This is a genomic window from Mitsuaria chitosanitabida ATCC BAA-476 = NBRC 102408 (assembly GCF_001598255.1).
In the GTDB taxonomy this organism is placed as follows: Bacteria; Pseudomonadota; Gammaproteobacteria; order Burkholderiales; family Burkholderiaceae_C; genus Roseateles; species Roseateles chitosanitabidus.
Window position 1 is genome coordinate 345,694 of the sequence record NZ_BCYP01000006.1, and the last position, 16,210, is coordinate 361,903.

Annotated in this window: 11 protein-coding genes; 9 read left to right on the forward strand and 2 right to left on the reverse strand. The window is 68.4% G+C overall.

What is annotated here, in order from left to right; genetic code table 11:
* Positions 1–66 precede the first annotated feature (66 nt).
* Both wrbA and MCHT01_RS04540 read right to left on the reverse strand, forming a co-directional pair.
* Positions 67–666: an NAD(P)H:quinone oxidoreductase gene (gene wrbA / locus MCHT01_RS04535; RefSeq protein ID WP_067062896.1), complete on the reverse strand. Its 600-nt coding sequence runs from the start codon at positions 664–666 to the stop codon at positions 67–69.
* Between the two features lie 128 nt (positions 667–794).
* The gene (locus tag MCHT01_RS04540) at positions 795–2,003 is read right to left on the reverse strand and encodes a DUF72 domain-containing protein (RefSeq protein WP_067062899.1); all 1,209 of its coding nucleotides are present in this window, start codon (positions 2,001–2,003) and stop codon (positions 795–797) included.
* A gap of 148 nt (positions 2,004–2,151) precedes the next feature.
* Between MCHT01_RS04540 and tadA the strand changes: the two genes are divergently transcribed.
* The 9 genes from tadA to MCHT01_RS04585 all read left to right on the forward strand — a co-directional run bounded on the left by tadA (position 2,152) and on the right by MCHT01_RS04585 (position 16,193).
* Positions 2,152–2,772, forward strand: coding sequence for a tRNA adenosine(34) deaminase TadA (gene tadA, locus MCHT01_RS25420; protein ID WP_245643162.1), 621 nt, complete (start codon positions 2,152–2,154; stop codon positions 2,770–2,772).
* Complete coding sequence (locus MCHT01_RS04550) at positions 2,769–3,806, forward strand: LD-carboxypeptidase (RefSeq protein WP_067062901.1); 1,038 nt, start codon at positions 2,769–2,771, stop codon at positions 3,804–3,806. Before tadA ends, MCHT01_RS04550 begins: the two co-directional genes overlap by 4 nt.
* A 150-nt stretch (positions 3,807–3,956) precedes the next feature.
* Positions 3,957–6,302: an ABC transporter substrate-binding protein gene (locus MCHT01_RS04555; RefSeq protein ID WP_084451879.1), complete on the forward strand. Its 2,346-nt coding sequence runs from the start codon at positions 3,957–3,959 to the stop codon at positions 6,300–6,302.
* Positions 6,302–7,285 (forward strand): ABC transporter permease, encoded by a 984-nt coding sequence (locus MCHT01_RS04560; protein WP_067062906.1) that lies wholly within the window; start codon positions 6,302–6,304, stop codon positions 7,283–7,285. The genes MCHT01_RS04555 and MCHT01_RS04560 overlap by 1 nt, the downstream gene beginning before the upstream one ends.
* Positions 7,286–7,320: 35 nt before the next feature.
* A complete protein-coding gene (locus tag MCHT01_RS04565; protein ID WP_067062908.1) occupies positions 7,321–8,784 on the forward strand; it encodes an ABC transporter permease in 1,464 nt (487 codons plus the stop codon).
* Positions 8,785–8,795: 11 nt separating this feature from the next.
* Positions 8,796–10,685 carry an ABC transporter ATP-binding protein gene (locus MCHT01_RS04570; RefSeq protein WP_067062911.1) on the forward strand — a complete coding sequence of 630 codons (1,890 nt, stop codon included), beginning with the start codon at positions 8,796–8,798 and terminating at the stop codon, positions 10,683–10,685.
* 510 nt (positions 10,686–11,195) lie between these two features.
* Positions 11,196–13,937, forward strand: coding sequence for a TonB-dependent receptor plug domain-containing protein (locus tag MCHT01_RS04575; protein ID WP_067062914.1), 2,742 nt, complete (start codon positions 11,196–11,198; stop codon positions 13,935–13,937).
* Between the two features lie 659 nt (positions 13,938–14,596).
* Positions 14,597–15,241 (forward strand): hypothetical protein, encoded by a 645-nt coding sequence (locus MCHT01_RS04580; RefSeq protein WP_067062917.1) that lies wholly within the window; start codon positions 14,597–14,599, stop codon positions 15,239–15,241.
* Between the two features lie 97 nt (positions 15,242–15,338).
* Positions 15,339–16,193, forward strand: a complete 855-nt coding sequence (locus MCHT01_RS04585) for a MotA/TolQ/ExbB proton channel family protein (RefSeq protein WP_067062919.1) — start codon at positions 15,339–15,341, stop codon at positions 16,191–16,193.
* Positions 16,194–16,210: the final 17 nt, after the last annotated feature.

Sequence of the window (16,210 nt, forward strand, 5' to 3'; positions counted from 1 at the left end):
CGCGCCTCGCCCCCGGCCACATGCCCGTGGCCGCTGGCCCGATGCCCGCGCTCTCCCGGCGCGCGCTCAGCCCGCCAGCTTCGCCGCGATCTTCGCCACGTGCTCGCCCTGGTAGCGGGCCATGGCCAGCTCGTTCTCGCTGGGCTGGCGCTTGCCGTCGCCGCCGGCGATCGTCGACGCGCCGTAAGGGCTGCCGCCGGTGATCTCGCCCAGCGTCATCTGGCGAGTCTCGGAATAGGGCAGCCCCACGATCACCAGCCCCAGGTGCAGCAGCACCGTGTGCACGCTGGTGATCGTCGTTTCCTGGCCGCCGTGCTGCGTCGCCGTGCTGACGAAGACGCTGCCCACCTTGCCGACCAGCGCGTTCTTGGCCCACAGGCCGCCGGTCTGGTCGAGGAAGTTCTTCATCTGGGCGGCCATGTTCCCGAAGCGCGTAGGCGTGCCGACGATGATGGCGTCGTACTGGGTCAGGTCCTCGACCTTGGCGATCGGCGCCGCCTGGTCGAGCTTGAGCCCGCTCTTCCTCGCGATCTCCTCGGGCACCAGCTCGGGCACCCGCTTGATGTCGACGGTCGCGCCGCCGGCGCGGGCGCCCTCGGCGATGGCGGTGGCCATCTGCTCGACGTGGCCGTAGGACGAGTAATACAGGACCAGCACCTTGCTCATGACGTTCCTCGCTGCGGACGCGCGTCCGCCTGTGGTTGGACCATCCGACAGGCTAGCGGCGTGCCCGCCGCGCGCAAGCGCTCATGGAGGGAGAAGGGGCATTCCCTTTCGAGAGAGGCCGCGTGAGCTCAGGCGGCGCCCGGGTCGACGATCTCCCGCGCCAGCGCCCGCACGCTCAGCGGCGCCGAGCCTTCCGCGTGGTTGCTGACGGTGACGTAGGCCGGATGGCCCGCCGCCGCGGTCGCGCGAATGACTTTCGCGAGCACCGCCCGTGTCTCCGGATCCGGGTCGAGGACTTCCGCGTACTCGCCGTACTTCTTCTCCGCGTCCTCGTAGCCGAAGGGGCCGTGGAGGCGATGCAGGTTCCAGCGGCAGACCAGCGGCCCCGGCCACATCGCGCGCAGCAGCGGCAACTGCTCCTGGATCGTCGGCAGCTTGGGGTGCAGGCCCAGGCAGTAGCGGGCGCCGGTGTCCTTGAGCACCGCGACGAAGTCCGGCGTCAGCCACTCGGGGTCGCGGACCTCGACGGCGACGACCGCCTCCGGCGCCACGTCGCGCAGCGAGGGCAGGGCGGCGAGCATCGCGTGCAGGCGGTCGAGCTGCTCAGGCATCCGGTCGAGCATCGCCAGCGGCAGCGGGCTGAGCTGGAAGACCAGCGCGCCGATGCGCGCTCCCAGGCCCTCGAGCGCGGGCGCGACGAACTCCTGCATCGCCAGTCGCGGATCGAGGAAGGCCGTGTTGGCCTGCTTGCCGCGGCCGTCCTCGCTGCGGACCTGCGCGTCGGTGACGAGGGCGGGCGCCTTGACCGTGAACCGGAAGCCCTCCGGCACCTGCTGCGCATAGCGCTCGTACTGGCTCGCCGTCAGTGACTGGTAGAAGCCGCGGTCGATGCTGACCGCGCGCAGCAGCGGATGGCGCGCATAGGCGCTCAGCCCGTTGCGGGCGAGATTCGATTCGCCATGGCGTCCGGCCCACACGCTGCCTTGCCAGCCGGGATAGCTCCACGAGGAGGTGCCCAGCCAGACCCGCGGGGAGAGACGCTCCGCGAGCGCCAGCAGCTCGTCATCGGCGGGTTGCGGCTGGATGCCGGCGCGGTGGCCCTGCTTCACCTTGCCGGACCCGGCCCCATCGCCGCTGGCGCCGGACGCGTCGCCATCGGCGGATTCGTCGTCGTCATCGCCCGCCGCGTCGATCACCTCATCGCGATCGTCGACGCGATCGGCGTCCGTCTCCGCGGTCCTCGTTCGAGCCCGCGCGGGCTTGGGCGCTGGCGCGTCGGCGGGGATCGGCAGGTCGCCGAAGAGATCGTTCTGATGGGCGTCGGACTCCGGATGCATGGGGCGGCAGCATAGCCGCGGCGGCTACACTGCCGCGCGAGTCCCCACCATGACCATCGAGTCCTCTTCTTCCTCCCCCGACCTGCCCGCGAGCGCCGATGCCATCGCGGCCGGGTCCGCCGCCATCGCTCCCGCCGATGAGTACGCGATGCGGCTCGCCCTCGACCAGGCCCAGAACGCGTGGCTCGTCGGCGAGGTGCCCGTGGGCGCGGTGATCATGCGTCACGGCCAGGTGATCGCCACTGGCTACAACCGTCCGATCACCACGCACGATCCCACCGCCCACGCCGAGATCGTCGCGCTGCGCCACGCCGCGCAGCTGCTGGGCAATTACCGTCTGCCCGAGTGCGAGCTCTACGTGACGCTGGAACCCTGCGCGATGTGCGCGATGGCGATGATGCATGCGCGGCTCAAGCGCGTGGTCTTCGCCGCGCCCGATCCCAAGACCGGCGTGGCCGGCTCGGTGCTGGACCTCTTCGCGCAGAAGCAGCTCAACCACCACACGGCGCTGTGCGGCGGCGTGCTGGCCGAGCCCTCCGCCAAGCTGCTGCGCGAGTTTTTCGCCGAACGCCGCGAGGCCGCGCGCCAGGCCCGCGAGGCGCGCCGCCGCGCCGCCGGCGAGGCCGGCCGGGACACCTCGCTCGCCACCGACGGCTTCGGCGTGCTGCCCGCGCTGCCGGAAGTCCAGGAGTTCCCCGAGATCCCGGTCGGCGACGCGCAATACCTGACCCTGAACATCGATCCCTCGCAGGACGATCCGAAGCCATGAGCTCCCTGATCCTCTACACCCCCTCCGGCGTCCTCGCGCAGGCGCAGCCGCTCAAGCGCGCCGCCAAGCGGCTGACGGCGCTCGGCTTCGACGTGGCCATCGATGACGCGGCGCTCGCCAGGCATCAGCGCTTCGCCGGCGACGACGAGACGCGGCTGGCCGCGCTGCACCGCGTCGCGGACGCGGCGCCCTCGGTGGCGCTGGCCACGCGCGGCGGCTACGGCCTCACGCGCCTGCTGGACCGCATCGACTGGACGCGCATGGCGCGCAGCGTCGAGCGCGGCACCCGCTGGGTCGGCCTGAGCGACGTGACCGCGCTGCAGCTGGCGCTGCTCGCCCACACCAAGCAGACCAGCTGGGCCGGCCCCATCGCCTGCGACGACTTCGGCCGCTCGGAGGCCGACGGCGGCGTCGACGAGATCACCCGCGACTGCTTCCTCGAGGCGATGGACGGATCGCTGGAGGCTGTCGGCTTCCGCACCGAAGCCGGACTCGATGGCGTCGAGGCGCGCGGCACGCTGTGGGGCGGCAACCTCACGGTGCTGTGCTCGCTGCTGGGCACGCCGCACTTCCCGAAGATCAAGGGCGGCATCCTCTTCCTGGAGGATGTGAACGAGCATCCCTATCGCGTCGAGCGCATGTTGCTGCAGCTGGCCCAGGCCGGCGTGCTGGACGCGCAGAAGGCCGTGCTGCTGGGCAGCTTCAGCGGCTGGAAGAAGTCGCCGCTGGATCGCGGCTACTCGATGAAGAGCGTGGTCGAGGCGCTGCGCGAGCGCGTCAAGGTGCCGATCCTGACCGGGTTGCCCTTTGGCCACGTGCCGACCAAGGTCTGCCTGCCGGTAGGCGCGAAGGCCGAGATGATGGTCGAGGGCCGCGATGTGATCGTCGCGTGGGGCCACGTCGACCATGCGCACGATCACCACGACCATCACGGGCACGGTGACCACGACCACGCGCATCACGACCACGACCACGAGGGTCACGATCACGCGCATGACCATGGTCATGGCGGCCGCAAGCGCCGCGGCTCTTGACGCGTTCCTGACGCCGCCGCGCACACCGCGCGCGGCGCCGCCGCTATGATCCGGGCCCAGCGCCAGCCGCGCCCCACGAGGGCAGGGCCCAGGCAATGATCTGGCAATGCCGCATCCGGACGATGCGGCTTTGTTTTTGGAAGGATGACGATGTCGTCGGGGCTGTGGAGCGCGTCGCGTGACGCACAAGGTTGGCGGGGCCAACTGGCGCGAGGGACGCGGTCCTTGGCACGAGGAACCCGGCGAGGGCTGGCCCTGCTGGCGGCGGGCGCGACCGCGGTGCTGCTCGCGGCCTGCAACAACAGCCCGTACCCGGCCGGTTCGGCCAAGGACAACACGCTGTACCTGTCCTTCGACGAGCGCTCCCCTCGTTATCTCGATCCGACGGCGTCCTACACCTCGCCCGAATCGGTCTACACCTACCAGATCATGGAGCCGCCCTACGGCTACCACTATCTGAAGCGCCCCTACGAGCTGATCCCGCGTGCCGCCGCGCGCGTCATCAAGCCCTATTACCTGAACGCCGCCGGCCAGCGCCTGCCCGACGACGCGCCGGTCGAGCAGATCGCGCAGAGCGTCTACGACGTGCCCATCCGCCCCGGCACGAAGTACGCGCCCAGCCCCGCCTTCGCCAAGGACGAGCAGGGCCACTACCGCTATCACCACCTGACGGCCAAGGACCTGGGCGACAAGCGCTCGCCCTGGCAGTTCGCGCATCAGGGCACGCGCGAGCTCGAGGCCGAGGACTTCGTGTACGCGATCAAGCGCCAGGCCACCACGCGCGTGGAAGCGCCGATCTTCGGCCTGTTCTCGGAGCACGTGATCGGGCTCAAGGCCTACGGGGAACTGATCCGCGCCGAGAACGCCAAGCTGCTCCAGGGCCTGCCCGAGAGCTCGCCCGACAAGCCCTTCCTGGACTTCCGCCGCTGGCCGCTCGAGGGGGCCGAGGCGGTGGACAAGCACACGCTGCGCATCCGCATCAAGGGCAAGTATCCGCAGTGGTCCTACTGGCTGTCGACGACCTTCCTGGCCCCGGTGCCCTGGGAGGTGGACCTGTTCTACGCCCAGCCCGGCATGGCCGAGCACGGCCTGTCCTGGAACCAGTGGCCCGTGGGCACCGGCCCTTACATGATGACGGAGTACCAGCAGGACCGCCGTCACGTGATGTCGCGCAACCCGAACTACCGCAAGGACGATCTCTATCCCTGCGAGGGCATGCCCGACGACGGTCCCGCCGGCCGCCTGGCCGACTGCGGCAAGCCCATGCCCTTCATCGACAAGATCGTCGCGACGCTGGTCAAGGAGCGCGTGCCCCGCAAGGAGCTGTTCAAGCAGGGCTATCTGGACGTCCCCGACCTGGAACGCGGCGACTGGGGCGTGGAGTTCTACGCCGACGCCAGCGACTCGCGCGAGGTCGAGGACTTCTTCAAGCAGCGCGGCTTCGCCTTCCCGCGCTCGACCGATCCCAACAACTGGTACCTGGGCTTCAACATGCTCGACCCGGTGATCGGCAAGGGCAAGACGGCCGAGGACGAGGCGCGCCACCGCAAACTGCGCCAGGCCCTGTCCATCGCGATCGACTGGGAAGAAGGCTACGGCCGCATCTTCAAGAACCGCGGCGGCGTGACCGCCTTCGGCCCCGTGCCTCCGGGCGTGTTCGGCTCGCGCGAGGCGCAGCGCGGCTTCTTCAATCCGGTCACGCACAAGATCGTCGACGGCCAGGTGCAGCGGCGCTCGCTGGACGACGCCAAGCAGCTGATGGCCGAGGCCGGTTATCCCGACGGCCGCGATGCGAAGACCGGCCAGCCGCTGGTGCTGAACTACGACTTCATGCGCACGGTCACGCCCGAGGTGAAGGCGGAGAACGACTGGCTGGTCAAGCAGTTCGCCAAACTGGGCATCCAGCTGGACGTGCGCGCCACCGACTACAACCAGTTCCAGGAGAAGGTCCGCCAGGGCAAGCACCAGGTGTTCTGGTGGGGCTGGTTCGCGGACTATCCGGACGCGGAGAACTTCCTCTTCCTGCTCTACGGCCCCAACAGCAAGTCGCTGCATGAGGGCGAGAACTCGGCCAACTACGAGAACCTCGAGTACGACCGCCTGTTCAAGCAGGTGCAAGTGCTGGACGACGGCCCCGAGAAACAGAAGGTCATCGACCGCATGGTGGAGATCGTCCAGCAGGACGCGCCCTGGGCCTTCGGCTACTGGGCCTGGACCGGGCAGGCGTACCAGAGCTGGGTGCACAACGGCAAGCCCAGCATCGTGATCCGCGACCCGGTGCGCTACTACCGCATCGACCCGGCGCGCCGCGCCGCGCTGCAGTCCGAATGGAATCACCCGGTGTGGTGGCCGCTGCTGGTGCTGGTCGTCGGTGGCGTGGCCATCGTCTGGATGACCCGCCGCAGCTTCCAGGCGCGCGAGACCGCGACCGCGCGCGGCACCGCCGCGCCGACCGATCCCGTCACGACCTCGACCGCTCCGCGAGGAGCCGACTGATGCTCAAGTACCTCGCACGACGGCTGGCCTACGGGCTGGCCATCCTGGTCGGCGTGAACCTGCTGACCTTCTTCCTGTTCTTCACCGTCAACACGCCGGACGACATGGCCCGGCTCAACATCGGCGGCAAGCGCGTCACGCAGGAGCAGATCGACAAGTGGAAGGCCGAGCGCGGCTACGACAAGCCGCTGTACTGGGACGATTCTCAGCAGGGTGCCGGCCGCGTCACGCACACGGTCTTCTGGGAGCGCTCGGTCTCGCTGATGCTGCTGAACTTCGGCCGCTCCGACGCGCGCCAGGCGGTGGACATCGGCCACGAGATCAAGAAGCGCATGGGCGTGAGCCTGCAGCTGGCGGTGCCCATCTTCGTGCTGCAGCTGATCGTGAGCGTGGCCTTCGCGCTGCTGCTCACGTTCTTCCGCAACTCGCGCATCGACTTCTGGGGCGTGGTGCTGTGCGTGCTGATGCTGTCGATCTCCAGCCTCTTCTACATCATCGTCGGCCAGTACTTCTTCTCGCGCGTGCTGCGGCTGGTGCCCATCAACGGCTATGAGCCGGGCCTGGACGCGATCCGCTTCCTGGCCCTGCCCATCGTGCTGTCGCTGCTGTCGCGCCTGGGCGGCGAGGCGCGGCTGTACCGCGCGATGCTGCTGGAGGAAGTCGGCAAGGACTACGTCCGGACCGCGCGTGCCAAGGGGCTGTCCGAGCCCGTGGTGCTGATGCGCCACGTGCTGCGCAACGCGCTGATCCCCATCATCACGAGCGCCGGCGCCTATCTGCCCTACGTCTTCCTGGGCAGCCTGGTGTTCGAGAGCTTCTTCGGCATCCCCGGCCTGGGCGCCTTCGTGATCGAGGCCATCACCGGCCAGGACTTCGCCATCGTGCGGACCATGGTGTTCCTGGGCGCGGTGCTGTACATCGCCAGCAACGCGCTGATCGATGTGATCTACACCTGGGTCGATCCGCGCGTGCGGCTGACCTGACGCGCCCGGCGCGAAGCACTGGATAGAGATTCGACATGGGATTCAAGGTCGTCATCCTCTGGACCGACGCGGCGCTGTGGGCGATGTTCGCGGCGCTGGTCCTCTACATCGTGCGGCTGGTCCGCCGCCCGCATCTGCGCGCCAACTGGCAGCGCGTGCTGCGCGACCCGGCGGCGCTGAGCGCCGGCGTGGTGCTGACGCTGTTCCTGGGCCTCACCGCCCTGGACAGCCTGCACTTCCGCCGCGCGCTCGCCGACAGCCCCAGCGGCCAGCAGTTCTACGAGACCCGCACCGAATCCGTGCTGGACCTGATCCTGGCGCGCCAGATCGAGATGCGCGAGACCAGCTACTCGGCGCCGCTCGCGTACCAGGGCTTCAACATGGACAGCGTCGAGCACGGCAAGGAGATCGTGCGCGAGTTCCCGCGCCTGGCCTTCGGCGGCGCGCACCTGAAGGATCCCGAGCGCGAGTGGGCCGCGGACGTCACCGGACGCGCGCTCGCGGGTCTGGCGGGCGGGGCGCTGGCCTCGGTGCTGATGGCGCTCGCCATCGCGGCGACCCTGGCGCCGCATCACGGCGGCTTCCGCCGCGGCCTGCGCGACCTGCTGGGCGACCGCACGCATTACCCGTGGCGCGCCGCCTGGGCGACGCTGTCGGTGACGGCGCTGCTGGCCGGTCCGACCATCGCGCTGATGGGGCACTACCACGTGTTCGGCACCGACCAGACCGGCAACGACGTGCTCTATCAGGCGCTCAAGAGCATCCGCACGGCCTTTGTCATCGGCGCGCTGTCGACGCTGGCGACGCTGCCCTTCGCGCTGGTGCTGGGCATCCTGGCGGGCTACCTGAAGGGCTGGGTCGACGAGGTCATCCAGTACTTCTACACGGTGCTGACCTCGGTGCCCAACGTGCTGCTGATCGCGGCCTGCGTGCTGATGGTGCAGGTCTTCCTGGACAAGCACCCCGAGGCCTTCGCCACCGGCGCCGAGCGCGCCGACCTGAAGATCTTCCTGCTGTGCGCGATCCTGGGCGTCACGGGGTGGGCCACGCTGTGTCGCCTGGTGCGCGGCGAGACGCTCAAGCTGCGCGAGGCCGATTTCGTGCAGGCCGCGACCGCCTTCGGCGTGCGCGACACCACGATCATGGTCCGCCACATCGTGCCCAACGTGATGCACCTGGTGCTGATCTCGCTGGTGCTGAACTTCTCCGACCTGATCCTGTACGAGGCGGTGCTGACCTACGTCGGCGTGGGCGTCGATCCGGGGATGAACAGCTTCGGCGGGATGATCAACCTGGCGCGCTCGGAGATGAGCCGCGACCCGGTGGTGTGGTGGAGCTTCATCGCCGCCTTCGGCTTCATGGTGAGCCTGGTGCTGGCGGCCAACCTGTTCGCCGACGGCGTGCGCGATGCCTTCGATCCGCGCTCGCGCAAGTTGCGGCCGCAGGTGCTCTCCTTGAAGAAGAAAGCCGCGGCCAAGGCCGGCGGCGCGCAGGCCTGAGGAACGACGAGATGTTGAAGATCGACGACCTGCGGGTGCACCTGGACGCCGACGTCGGCCTGGTGCGCGCCATCGACGGCATGCGGCTGACGCTGGCGCAAGGCCAGACCTTCGCGCTGGTGGGCGAGTCCGGCTGCGGCAAGAGCATGACCGCGCTGGCGCTGATGCGACTGCTGCCCGACAACGGCCGCATCGCCGGCGGCCGCCTGGACCTGGACGGCCAGGACCTGTTCGACCTGAGCGAGGCTCGCATGCGCGACGTGCGCGGCGGGCGCATCGGGATGATCTTCCAGGAGCCGGGCACCAGCCTGAATCCGGTGATGAAGGTGGGCGCGCAGATCGTCGAGGCGATCGAGGCCCACACGCCGCTGCGCGGCGAGGCCGCGCGCCAGAAGGCCATCGACTGGCTGCGCCGCGTCGGCATCCCCGAGCCCGAGCGCCGCATCGACGAGTACCCGTTCCGGCTTTCCGGCGGCCAGAAGCAGCGGATCATGATCGCGATGACGCTGGCGGCCGAGCCCGACTTCCTGATCGCCGACGAGCCCACCACCGCGCTGGACGTGACCATCCAGGCGCAGATCCTGGAGCTGCTCAAGGACCTGCAGCGCGAGCGCGGCCTGGGCCTGCTGCTGATCACCCACGACCTGGGCGTGGTGTCCGGCATGGCGCACCAGGTGGCGCTGATGTATGCGGGTCAGATCGTCGAGGTCGCCCCGGCGGCGGACTTCTTCGCCGCGCCCAAGCATCCGTATGCGCGATTGCTGTTGCGCGCGTTGCCCGACGCCGAGCGTCGCGGCGAGCCGCTGGCCGCCATTCCCGGCACCGTGCCGCCGCTGTGGCAGGACTTCGACGGTTGCCGCTTCGCGCCGCGCTGCGACCGGACCATGGTCCATTGCGGCTCGACCTGCCCGTCGCTGGCGGCGGTGCAGGATCGGCCAGCCGGCCACGAGGTGCGCTGCCTGCTGTACACGGATCCGCGCGAGGCGCTGGTCCGGCCGGCCCCGCAGCCCGCCGCGGCGGGGCGTCCGCCCGCGGATGCGGACGCCTCGCGGCCGCTGCTGCTGGAGGTCAAGGATCTGAAGGTCCGCTATCCGCTGTCGAGCGGACTCTTCGGCGGCGCCAAGCGCTGGTTCGACGCGGTGGGCGGGGTGTCCTGGTCCATCGAGTCCGGGCGCACGCTGGCGCTGGTGGGCGAGTCCGGCTGCGGCAAGACGACGACCGGCAAGGCCATCGTGCAGTTGCTGCGCCGCGTGGCCACCATCGAGGGTCAGGCCTTGCTCCATCCGCCGGTGGACGTCGCGACAGGGCAGGGCGGAGCGCCGCGCGACCTGTTCTCGCTGGACGGCGAGGCGCTGCGCGAGGCGCGCCGTCAGGTGCAGATCATCTTCCAGGACCCCTTCGCCTCGCTGAACCCGCGGCTGCGGGTGCAGGAGGTGCTGGAGGAGGGCTTGCTCGCGCTGCGGCCCGAGCTCGACGCGCCCGCGCGGCTGGCCTTGCTGCATGACCTGGTCGACCAGGTGGGCCTGCGCCGCGACGCGCTGGGTCGGTTCCCGCACGAGTTCTCCGGCGGCCAGCGCCAGCGCATCGCGATCGCCCGTGCGCTGGCGGTCGAGCCGCGACTGATCGTCTGCGACGAGCCGACCTCGGCGCTGGACGTCTCGGTCCAGGCGCAGATCCTGAACCTGCTGCGCGAGCTGCAGCGCAGCCGCGGCCTGTCCTTCCTGTTCATCACCCACAACATCGGGGTCGTCGAGTACATCGCCGACGAGGTCGCGGTGATGCAGTCCGGCCGCATCGTCGAATCCGGGCGTTGCGACGCGGTCCTCGGCCAGCCGCGCGAGGCCTACACCCGCACGCTGCTCGCGGCCGTGCCGCGGGTGGAGCGTCGCACCGCCGCCTGAGCGGCCCTGTCGCGGTCCGGCGCGCGCCTCGGGAGAGGCCCGCGCGTCCCTTTCGGCCCTCGACGGCCCTGGAATCCTGAACGTTACATGAACGACACGAAGCGCCTCGCGCGCATCGTGTCCGTTTCGTACGTCCGAACCTCGATGAAACAGCGCCCGCCCCCTGTGCGCGAACGGATCCATGACTTCCTTTTTCCTGTCCGGAATCCGGTCAATTCCGCCCCGATTCGGGCGCTCTGAGGAGCGTTACGTTTGTTGACGACTCGTTAGGGCGTTCATCGCCCGTTGCTGCCGTGCAACGCTGAGCGTATGCCGCACGCTTGGTGTTTTCCCGCGCTTTCCTAGCGCCTACAAGGAGTTGCTAGCCTATTTAGGGAGATTACGGGGAGGTTAACGGCGGTGACCCCCCTGACACTCGCTCGCACGCTGGCGTGAGACGGATGCTCACCCGGTGGAGACCGACCCCCAACACCCTCGGCGGCGGTCCCAACACATCTAGGAGTGCGACACATGTTCAAAAGAAACACGCTCAGCGCGGCCGCTCTGGCGGCGCTGAGTCTGGCGGGGATCGGGGCGCAGGCGCAGGAAGCGTCCTCGCAACAGCTCGAGCGCGTGGAAATCACCGGCAGCTCGATCCGTCGCGCGGCGGCCGAGACCGCCTTGCCCGTCACCACCATCACCCGCGAGGAAATCACCCGCACCGGCGCCACCACGGCCCAGGACCTGATCGGCCTGCTGCCGTCGAGCTTCGGCGGCACCGTGGTGTCCAACAACGTGGGCGCCACCGGCGGCGCGGCCACCGCCAACCTGCGCGCGCTGGGCTCCAAGTACACGCTGGTGCTGCTGAACGGTCGTCGTATCGCCAACTTCGCCTTCGGCAACAACCCGGTCGACCTGAACTCGATCCCGCTGTCCGCCGTCGAGCGCGTGGAAGTGCTGCGTGACGGCGCCTCCTCGCTGTACGGCGCCGACGCCGTCGCGGGCGTCATCAACTTCATCCTGCGCAAGGACTACCAGGGTGCCGAGGCCAGCTACGCCGAGTACAAGGGGACGCACGGCAATGGCGGCAACTCGTCCATCGTCACCGGCCTGGCGGGCTTCGGCGATCTGGCCAAGGACCGCTTCAACGTGATCGTCTCGGCCAGCCGCGAAGAGATCACGGCGCTGAAGGCCGTCGACCGCGAGTTCGCCAAGACCGCGGTCCGTCCGGACCTGGGCATCAACAAGTCCTCGCCTCGCAACGGCATCCCGAACCTGAACTTCAGCGACACCAACGGCAACAAGTACGTGGGCGTCAACCCGCTGCGCTTCGGCGGTTGCAACTCGACCGAGTTCGCGCTGGTGATCCGCAACGCCACGCAGTGCGGCACCGACTACGCCCGCTTCATCGACCTGATCCCCGAACAGTGGCGCGTCAACGGCACGGCCCGCGGCGTCTTCCAGGTCAACGAGGACAACCAGATCATCGCGGAGGTCATGCAGAACCGCGATCGCGTCCAGTCCTTCTACTCGCCGGCCCCCTACACCGTGAACATGGTGTACCCGACGACCGGCCGCTTCTACCCGTCCTCGATCACGCTGCCGGACGGCACCAAGGTCACGCCGACCGGCCCGATCAGCGGCACCTGGCGGACGGTCGCCGGTGGCGGCCGCTCCGACATCACCGAGACCAAGATGACCCGCGCCCTGATCGGCGCCAAGGGCACCATCGCGGGCTGGGACTACGACACCGCGCTCACGTACTCGAAGAACGAGGGTGAGATCTTCTTCGGCCCCGGCCAGTACAGCTACGCCAAGCTGACCCCGCTGGTGGCCGCGGGCGCCATCAACGTCTTCGGCCCGCAGGACGCCACCAGCAAGGCGGCGCTCGACAGCGCCCAGCTGACCGGCCGCCAGCAGCAGGCAAGCTCCACGTCGACCGAGGTGGACTTCCGCGTGTCTCGCGAGATCTATCAACTGGCCGCGGGCGCCGTCGGCGCGGCGTTCGGCGCCAACTTCCGCAAGGAAAAGCTGGACCAGTTCTCCGAGCCGGTGCTGGCCTCGGGCGACGTGGTCGGCGGCAACGGCCCGGTGCCCAGCGTGTCCAGTGGTCGCAAGGTCTTCGGCGTGTTCGGCGAGCTGGTGGTCCCGATCCTGAAGAACCTGGAAGCCAACTTCGCCGGTCGCTACGACAAGTACAAGAACGACTTCGGCACCAGCTTCACCAGCTTCAGCCCCAAGGCGACGCTGCGTTATGAAGTGAGCAAGGACCTGGTGCTGCGCGGCTCGGTGGCCAAGGGGTACCGCGCGCCGACGCTGTACGAGAACCTGCGCCCCTTCACCACGGGCAACAACACCGCGGCCAACTGGAGCGACCCGATCCGCTGCCCGGGCGGCGTGGCGATCACCAACACCGTCAACCCGGTCGACTTCTACAAGAGCGAGTGCGAGGTCCAGCTGGACGCCGCCACTTCGGGCGACCGCAACCTGAAGCCGGAGAAGTCCAAGCAGTTCTCGCTGGGTATCGCCTTCTCGCCGATCCAGGACCTGACCACCTCCATCGACTACTGGAATGTGGACATCAAGGACCCGATCGTCGCCAAGTCGGAGATCCAGGTGCTGAGCAACCCCAGCGCCTACGCCCAGTACATCTACCGCTATGACCCGGTGAACGATCCGGACGCCGCGCACCCGATCGCCGGCAGCCAGAACAAGGACTTCCCGATCGCCTACGTGTACCTGCCGCAGGAGAACACGGGCAAGACCTACGCGTCGGGTCTGGACTTCAGCGCGCTCTACCGCCTGAAGGCCGGCGACTGGGGCACCTTCGGCGCCCAGTTCGACGGCATGCTGCTGCTGACGCACGGCTACCAGTACATCGGCCTGCCCAAGACCTCCGACCTGGGCAAGTTCAAGGACTTCGGCGCGGTGCCGCGCTGGCGCCATGCCCTGACCGTGATGTGGAAGCGCAGCTTCTGGGACGTCTCGCTGACCAACAACTTCACCAAGGGCTACGAGGACTACACCGACCCCACGTCGGTCGGCCCCGACTACCCGCTGGTGCGCAAGGTCGGCAACTACTCCACCTGGGACGCGCAGGCCTCGCTGTCGCCGACCAAGGCGCTGACCTTCACCTTCGGCGTGAAGAACCTGTTCGACAAGGAACCGCCGTCGTCGCGCAACAGCCTGAACTTCCAGGTGGGCTATGACGCGACCTACACCAACCCGATCGGCCGCCAGCTGTACGGCCGCGTGAACTACAAGTTCTTCTGATCGGGCGGGCACGCGCCTTGCTCCCCCAAGACCGCCTTCGGGCGGTCTTTCACCTTCTGGGCGATGGCTTTCGTTTTCGGACGAGATCCGCCCCGGTGTGGTGCGTTCTAGGGGTTATCTCTAGGACGGGGCGGGCAGGGCGTCAGGTCAATACCAGTAAGATACCAGGACACCTATCAAGCCCGCCCACAGCCGGACCGTGGGCGTTGAAGAGCAGGTCCCGGCGAGTTACATGGGGTGATCAAGATGCTGGGCGAGGTTCGCATGCTGGGGCAAACCCCATGACTTGCGGTTCTGCCAAGTCGTTTATGATCAAGGTCGCGAAAGGTGGTCAATCCTGTAGTTTTGCTACAAGAATTTGACCGATCCTTGAGACGCCCGCGGCCACAAGCTGACGGGCATTTTTGTTGAGTCGGGTTCGTATCGTGCCCTGGGTTTTCGAGTCTTCGTGTGTCCCATCCCTGCATTCGGCAGGTCAGCGGTCCCTGGCGCTTCGGCGGCTCGGCATCCGCATGGCTCGCCGCTCGCACAGCCGGCAAGACAGGCGCTGCTGACCCCAGGTTGCGGCGAGAACGTCTGAACAGACCCCACGCTGTGTCGAGTCGAACTCCCCTTGTAGTCTCGATGAAAGAAATTCGCAGTTTGATGAAGGAGCGCGCATGAACTTTGCGCAGGATAAAGGCGGGTCATCGCGTCTGACGGGCCTCGGCCTCGTCGTGCTGGTCCACGTCCTGATCATCGGCGCCCTGGCCAGCGGCCTGGCGACGAAGATCAAGGAAGCCGTCAAGGGGCCGATCGACGTCAAGGTCGTCGAGGAGAAGGTCAAGCCGCCGCCGCCGCCGGAGAAGGTCATTCCTCCCCCGCCGGACATCAAGGCGCCGCCGCCGCCGTTCGTTCCGCCGCCGGAAGTGGTGGTGACGGCTCCGCCGCCGCCGACGCCCGCCGTCGCGGTGCAGTCGAACACGCCGCCGCCGCAGACGGACTTCCGTCCGACGCCCGCTCCGACGCCTCCGGCACCTCCGGCCCCGTCGCCGACCAAGGTCCGTTCGGCCATCGGCAGCTGCACCAAGATGGGCAAGCCGGAAATGCCGGCGCTCAACTGGAGCGGCACCGCGAGCTACAAGGCCACGTTCACCGTCAAGGCCGGCAAGATCACCGAGATCTCGCTGGCGACGCTGCGCGGCGCCAACGACCGCAAGGCGGACCGTGCTCTGAAGAGCGCGATCACCTCCGCGCTGGCCGAGACGTACGAATGCCCTGGCGACGCGATCCTGGAACAGGAATTCGTGTTCAACATGGAATGATCGGCGGATCGCTCCGATCCGATCGACCGAATGAAGGGGCCACCGCGCCCCGACCCCTCAACCTGAGTTCAAGACTTTTTGCGTAGGAGCTAACTCCATGATCTCTCGTCTGTCTGCCTTGTTCGCGGCCGTCGCCTGCGCCGCGACCCTGGCCGTCTCCCCGCTGGCTGCCCAAGCGCAAGACCAGGCCGCCTCGGCCGCCGCTTCCGCCGCCGACACGACCGCCGCTCCCGCTGCCGACATCGCTCCCGCCGCCGTTGCCGAAGCTCCTGCCGCCAAGCCCGTCGACAATCCCTACAGCCTGGGCAACATCGTCGCCCACGGCAACATCGTCGACCAGATCGTCCTGGCGATCCTGTTCGTGATGTCGCTGGGCTCCTGGTACATCCTCTTCACGAAGCTGTGGGACACCTCCAAGATCGCTCGTGAAGCCAAGGACGTCCGCGCCACCTTCTTCAAGAAGGCGTCGCTGGCCGAAGGCATCAAGGGCCTGAGCGAAACCGGCGCGTTCCGCTACATCGCCCAGACCGGTGTCGAGGCTTCGGACCACCACGAAGGTGCCCTGACCGAGAACATCGACCACAACACCTGGGTCACGATGAACATCGACCGCGCCGTCGGCGAAGTGAACTCGCGCCTGCAAGGCGGCCTGGGCTTCCTGGCCACCGTCGGCTCGACCTCTCCCTTCATCGGCCTGTTCGGTACCGTGTGGGGCATTCTGCAAGCGCTGACCCAGATCGGCGTGGCCGGTCAAGCGTCGATCGACAAGGTCGCCGGCCCCGTGGGCGCCGCGCTGATCATGACCGCCATCGGTCTGGGCGTGGCCGTTCCGGCCGTGCTGGGCTACAACTGGCTGGTCAACCGCAACAAGTCGGTCATGGGTCAAGTCCGTGCCTTCGCCGCTGACCTGCACGGTGTCCTGATGGGCAGCCGCAAGGTCGCGGGCCGCTAAATCCATACGAGCGGAGA

Excerpts from the sequence above, each read along its gene's own strand:
- MCHT01_RS04550 (WP_067062901.1), top strand. The coding sequence starts at position 2,769 with ATGAGCTCCCTGATCCTCTACACCCCCTCCGGCGTCCTCGCGCAGGCG.
- MCHT01_RS04585 (WP_067062919.1), top strand. The coding sequence starts at position 15,339 with ATGATCTCTCGTCTGTCTGCCTTGTTCGCGGCCGTCGCCTGCGCCGCG.
- MCHT01_RS04580 (WP_067062917.1), top strand. The coding sequence starts at position 14,597 with ATGAACTTTGCGCAGGATAAAGGCGGGTCATCGCGTCTGACGGGCCTC.
- wrbA (WP_067062896.1), bottom strand. The coding sequence starts at position 666 with ATGAGCAAGGTGCTGGTCCTGTATTACTCGTCCTACGGCCACGTCGAG.
- MCHT01_RS04575 (WP_067062914.1), top strand. The coding sequence starts at position 11,196 with ATGTTCAAAAGAAACACGCTCAGCGCGGCCGCTCTGGCGGCGCTGAGT.
- tadA (WP_245643162.1), top strand. The coding sequence starts at position 2,152 with ATGCGGCTCGCCCTCGACCAGGCCCAGAACGCGTGGCTCGTCGGCGAG.
- MCHT01_RS04570 (WP_067062911.1), top strand. The coding sequence starts at position 8,796 with ATGTTGAAGATCGACGACCTGCGGGTGCACCTGGACGCCGACGTCGGC.
- MCHT01_RS04565 (WP_067062908.1), top strand. The coding sequence starts at position 7,321 with ATGGGATTCAAGGTCGTCATCCTCTGGACCGACGCGGCGCTGTGGGCG.
- MCHT01_RS04560 (WP_067062906.1), top strand. The coding sequence starts at position 6,302 with ATGCTCAAGTACCTCGCACGACGGCTGGCCTACGGGCTGGCCATCCTG.
- MCHT01_RS04555 (WP_084451879.1), top strand. The coding sequence starts at position 3,957 with ATGTCGTCGGGGCTGTGGAGCGCGTCGCGTGACGCACAAGGTTGGCGG.
- MCHT01_RS04540 (WP_067062899.1), bottom strand. The coding sequence starts at position 2,003 with ATGCATCCGGAGTCCGACGCCCATCAGAACGATCTCTTCGGCGACCTG.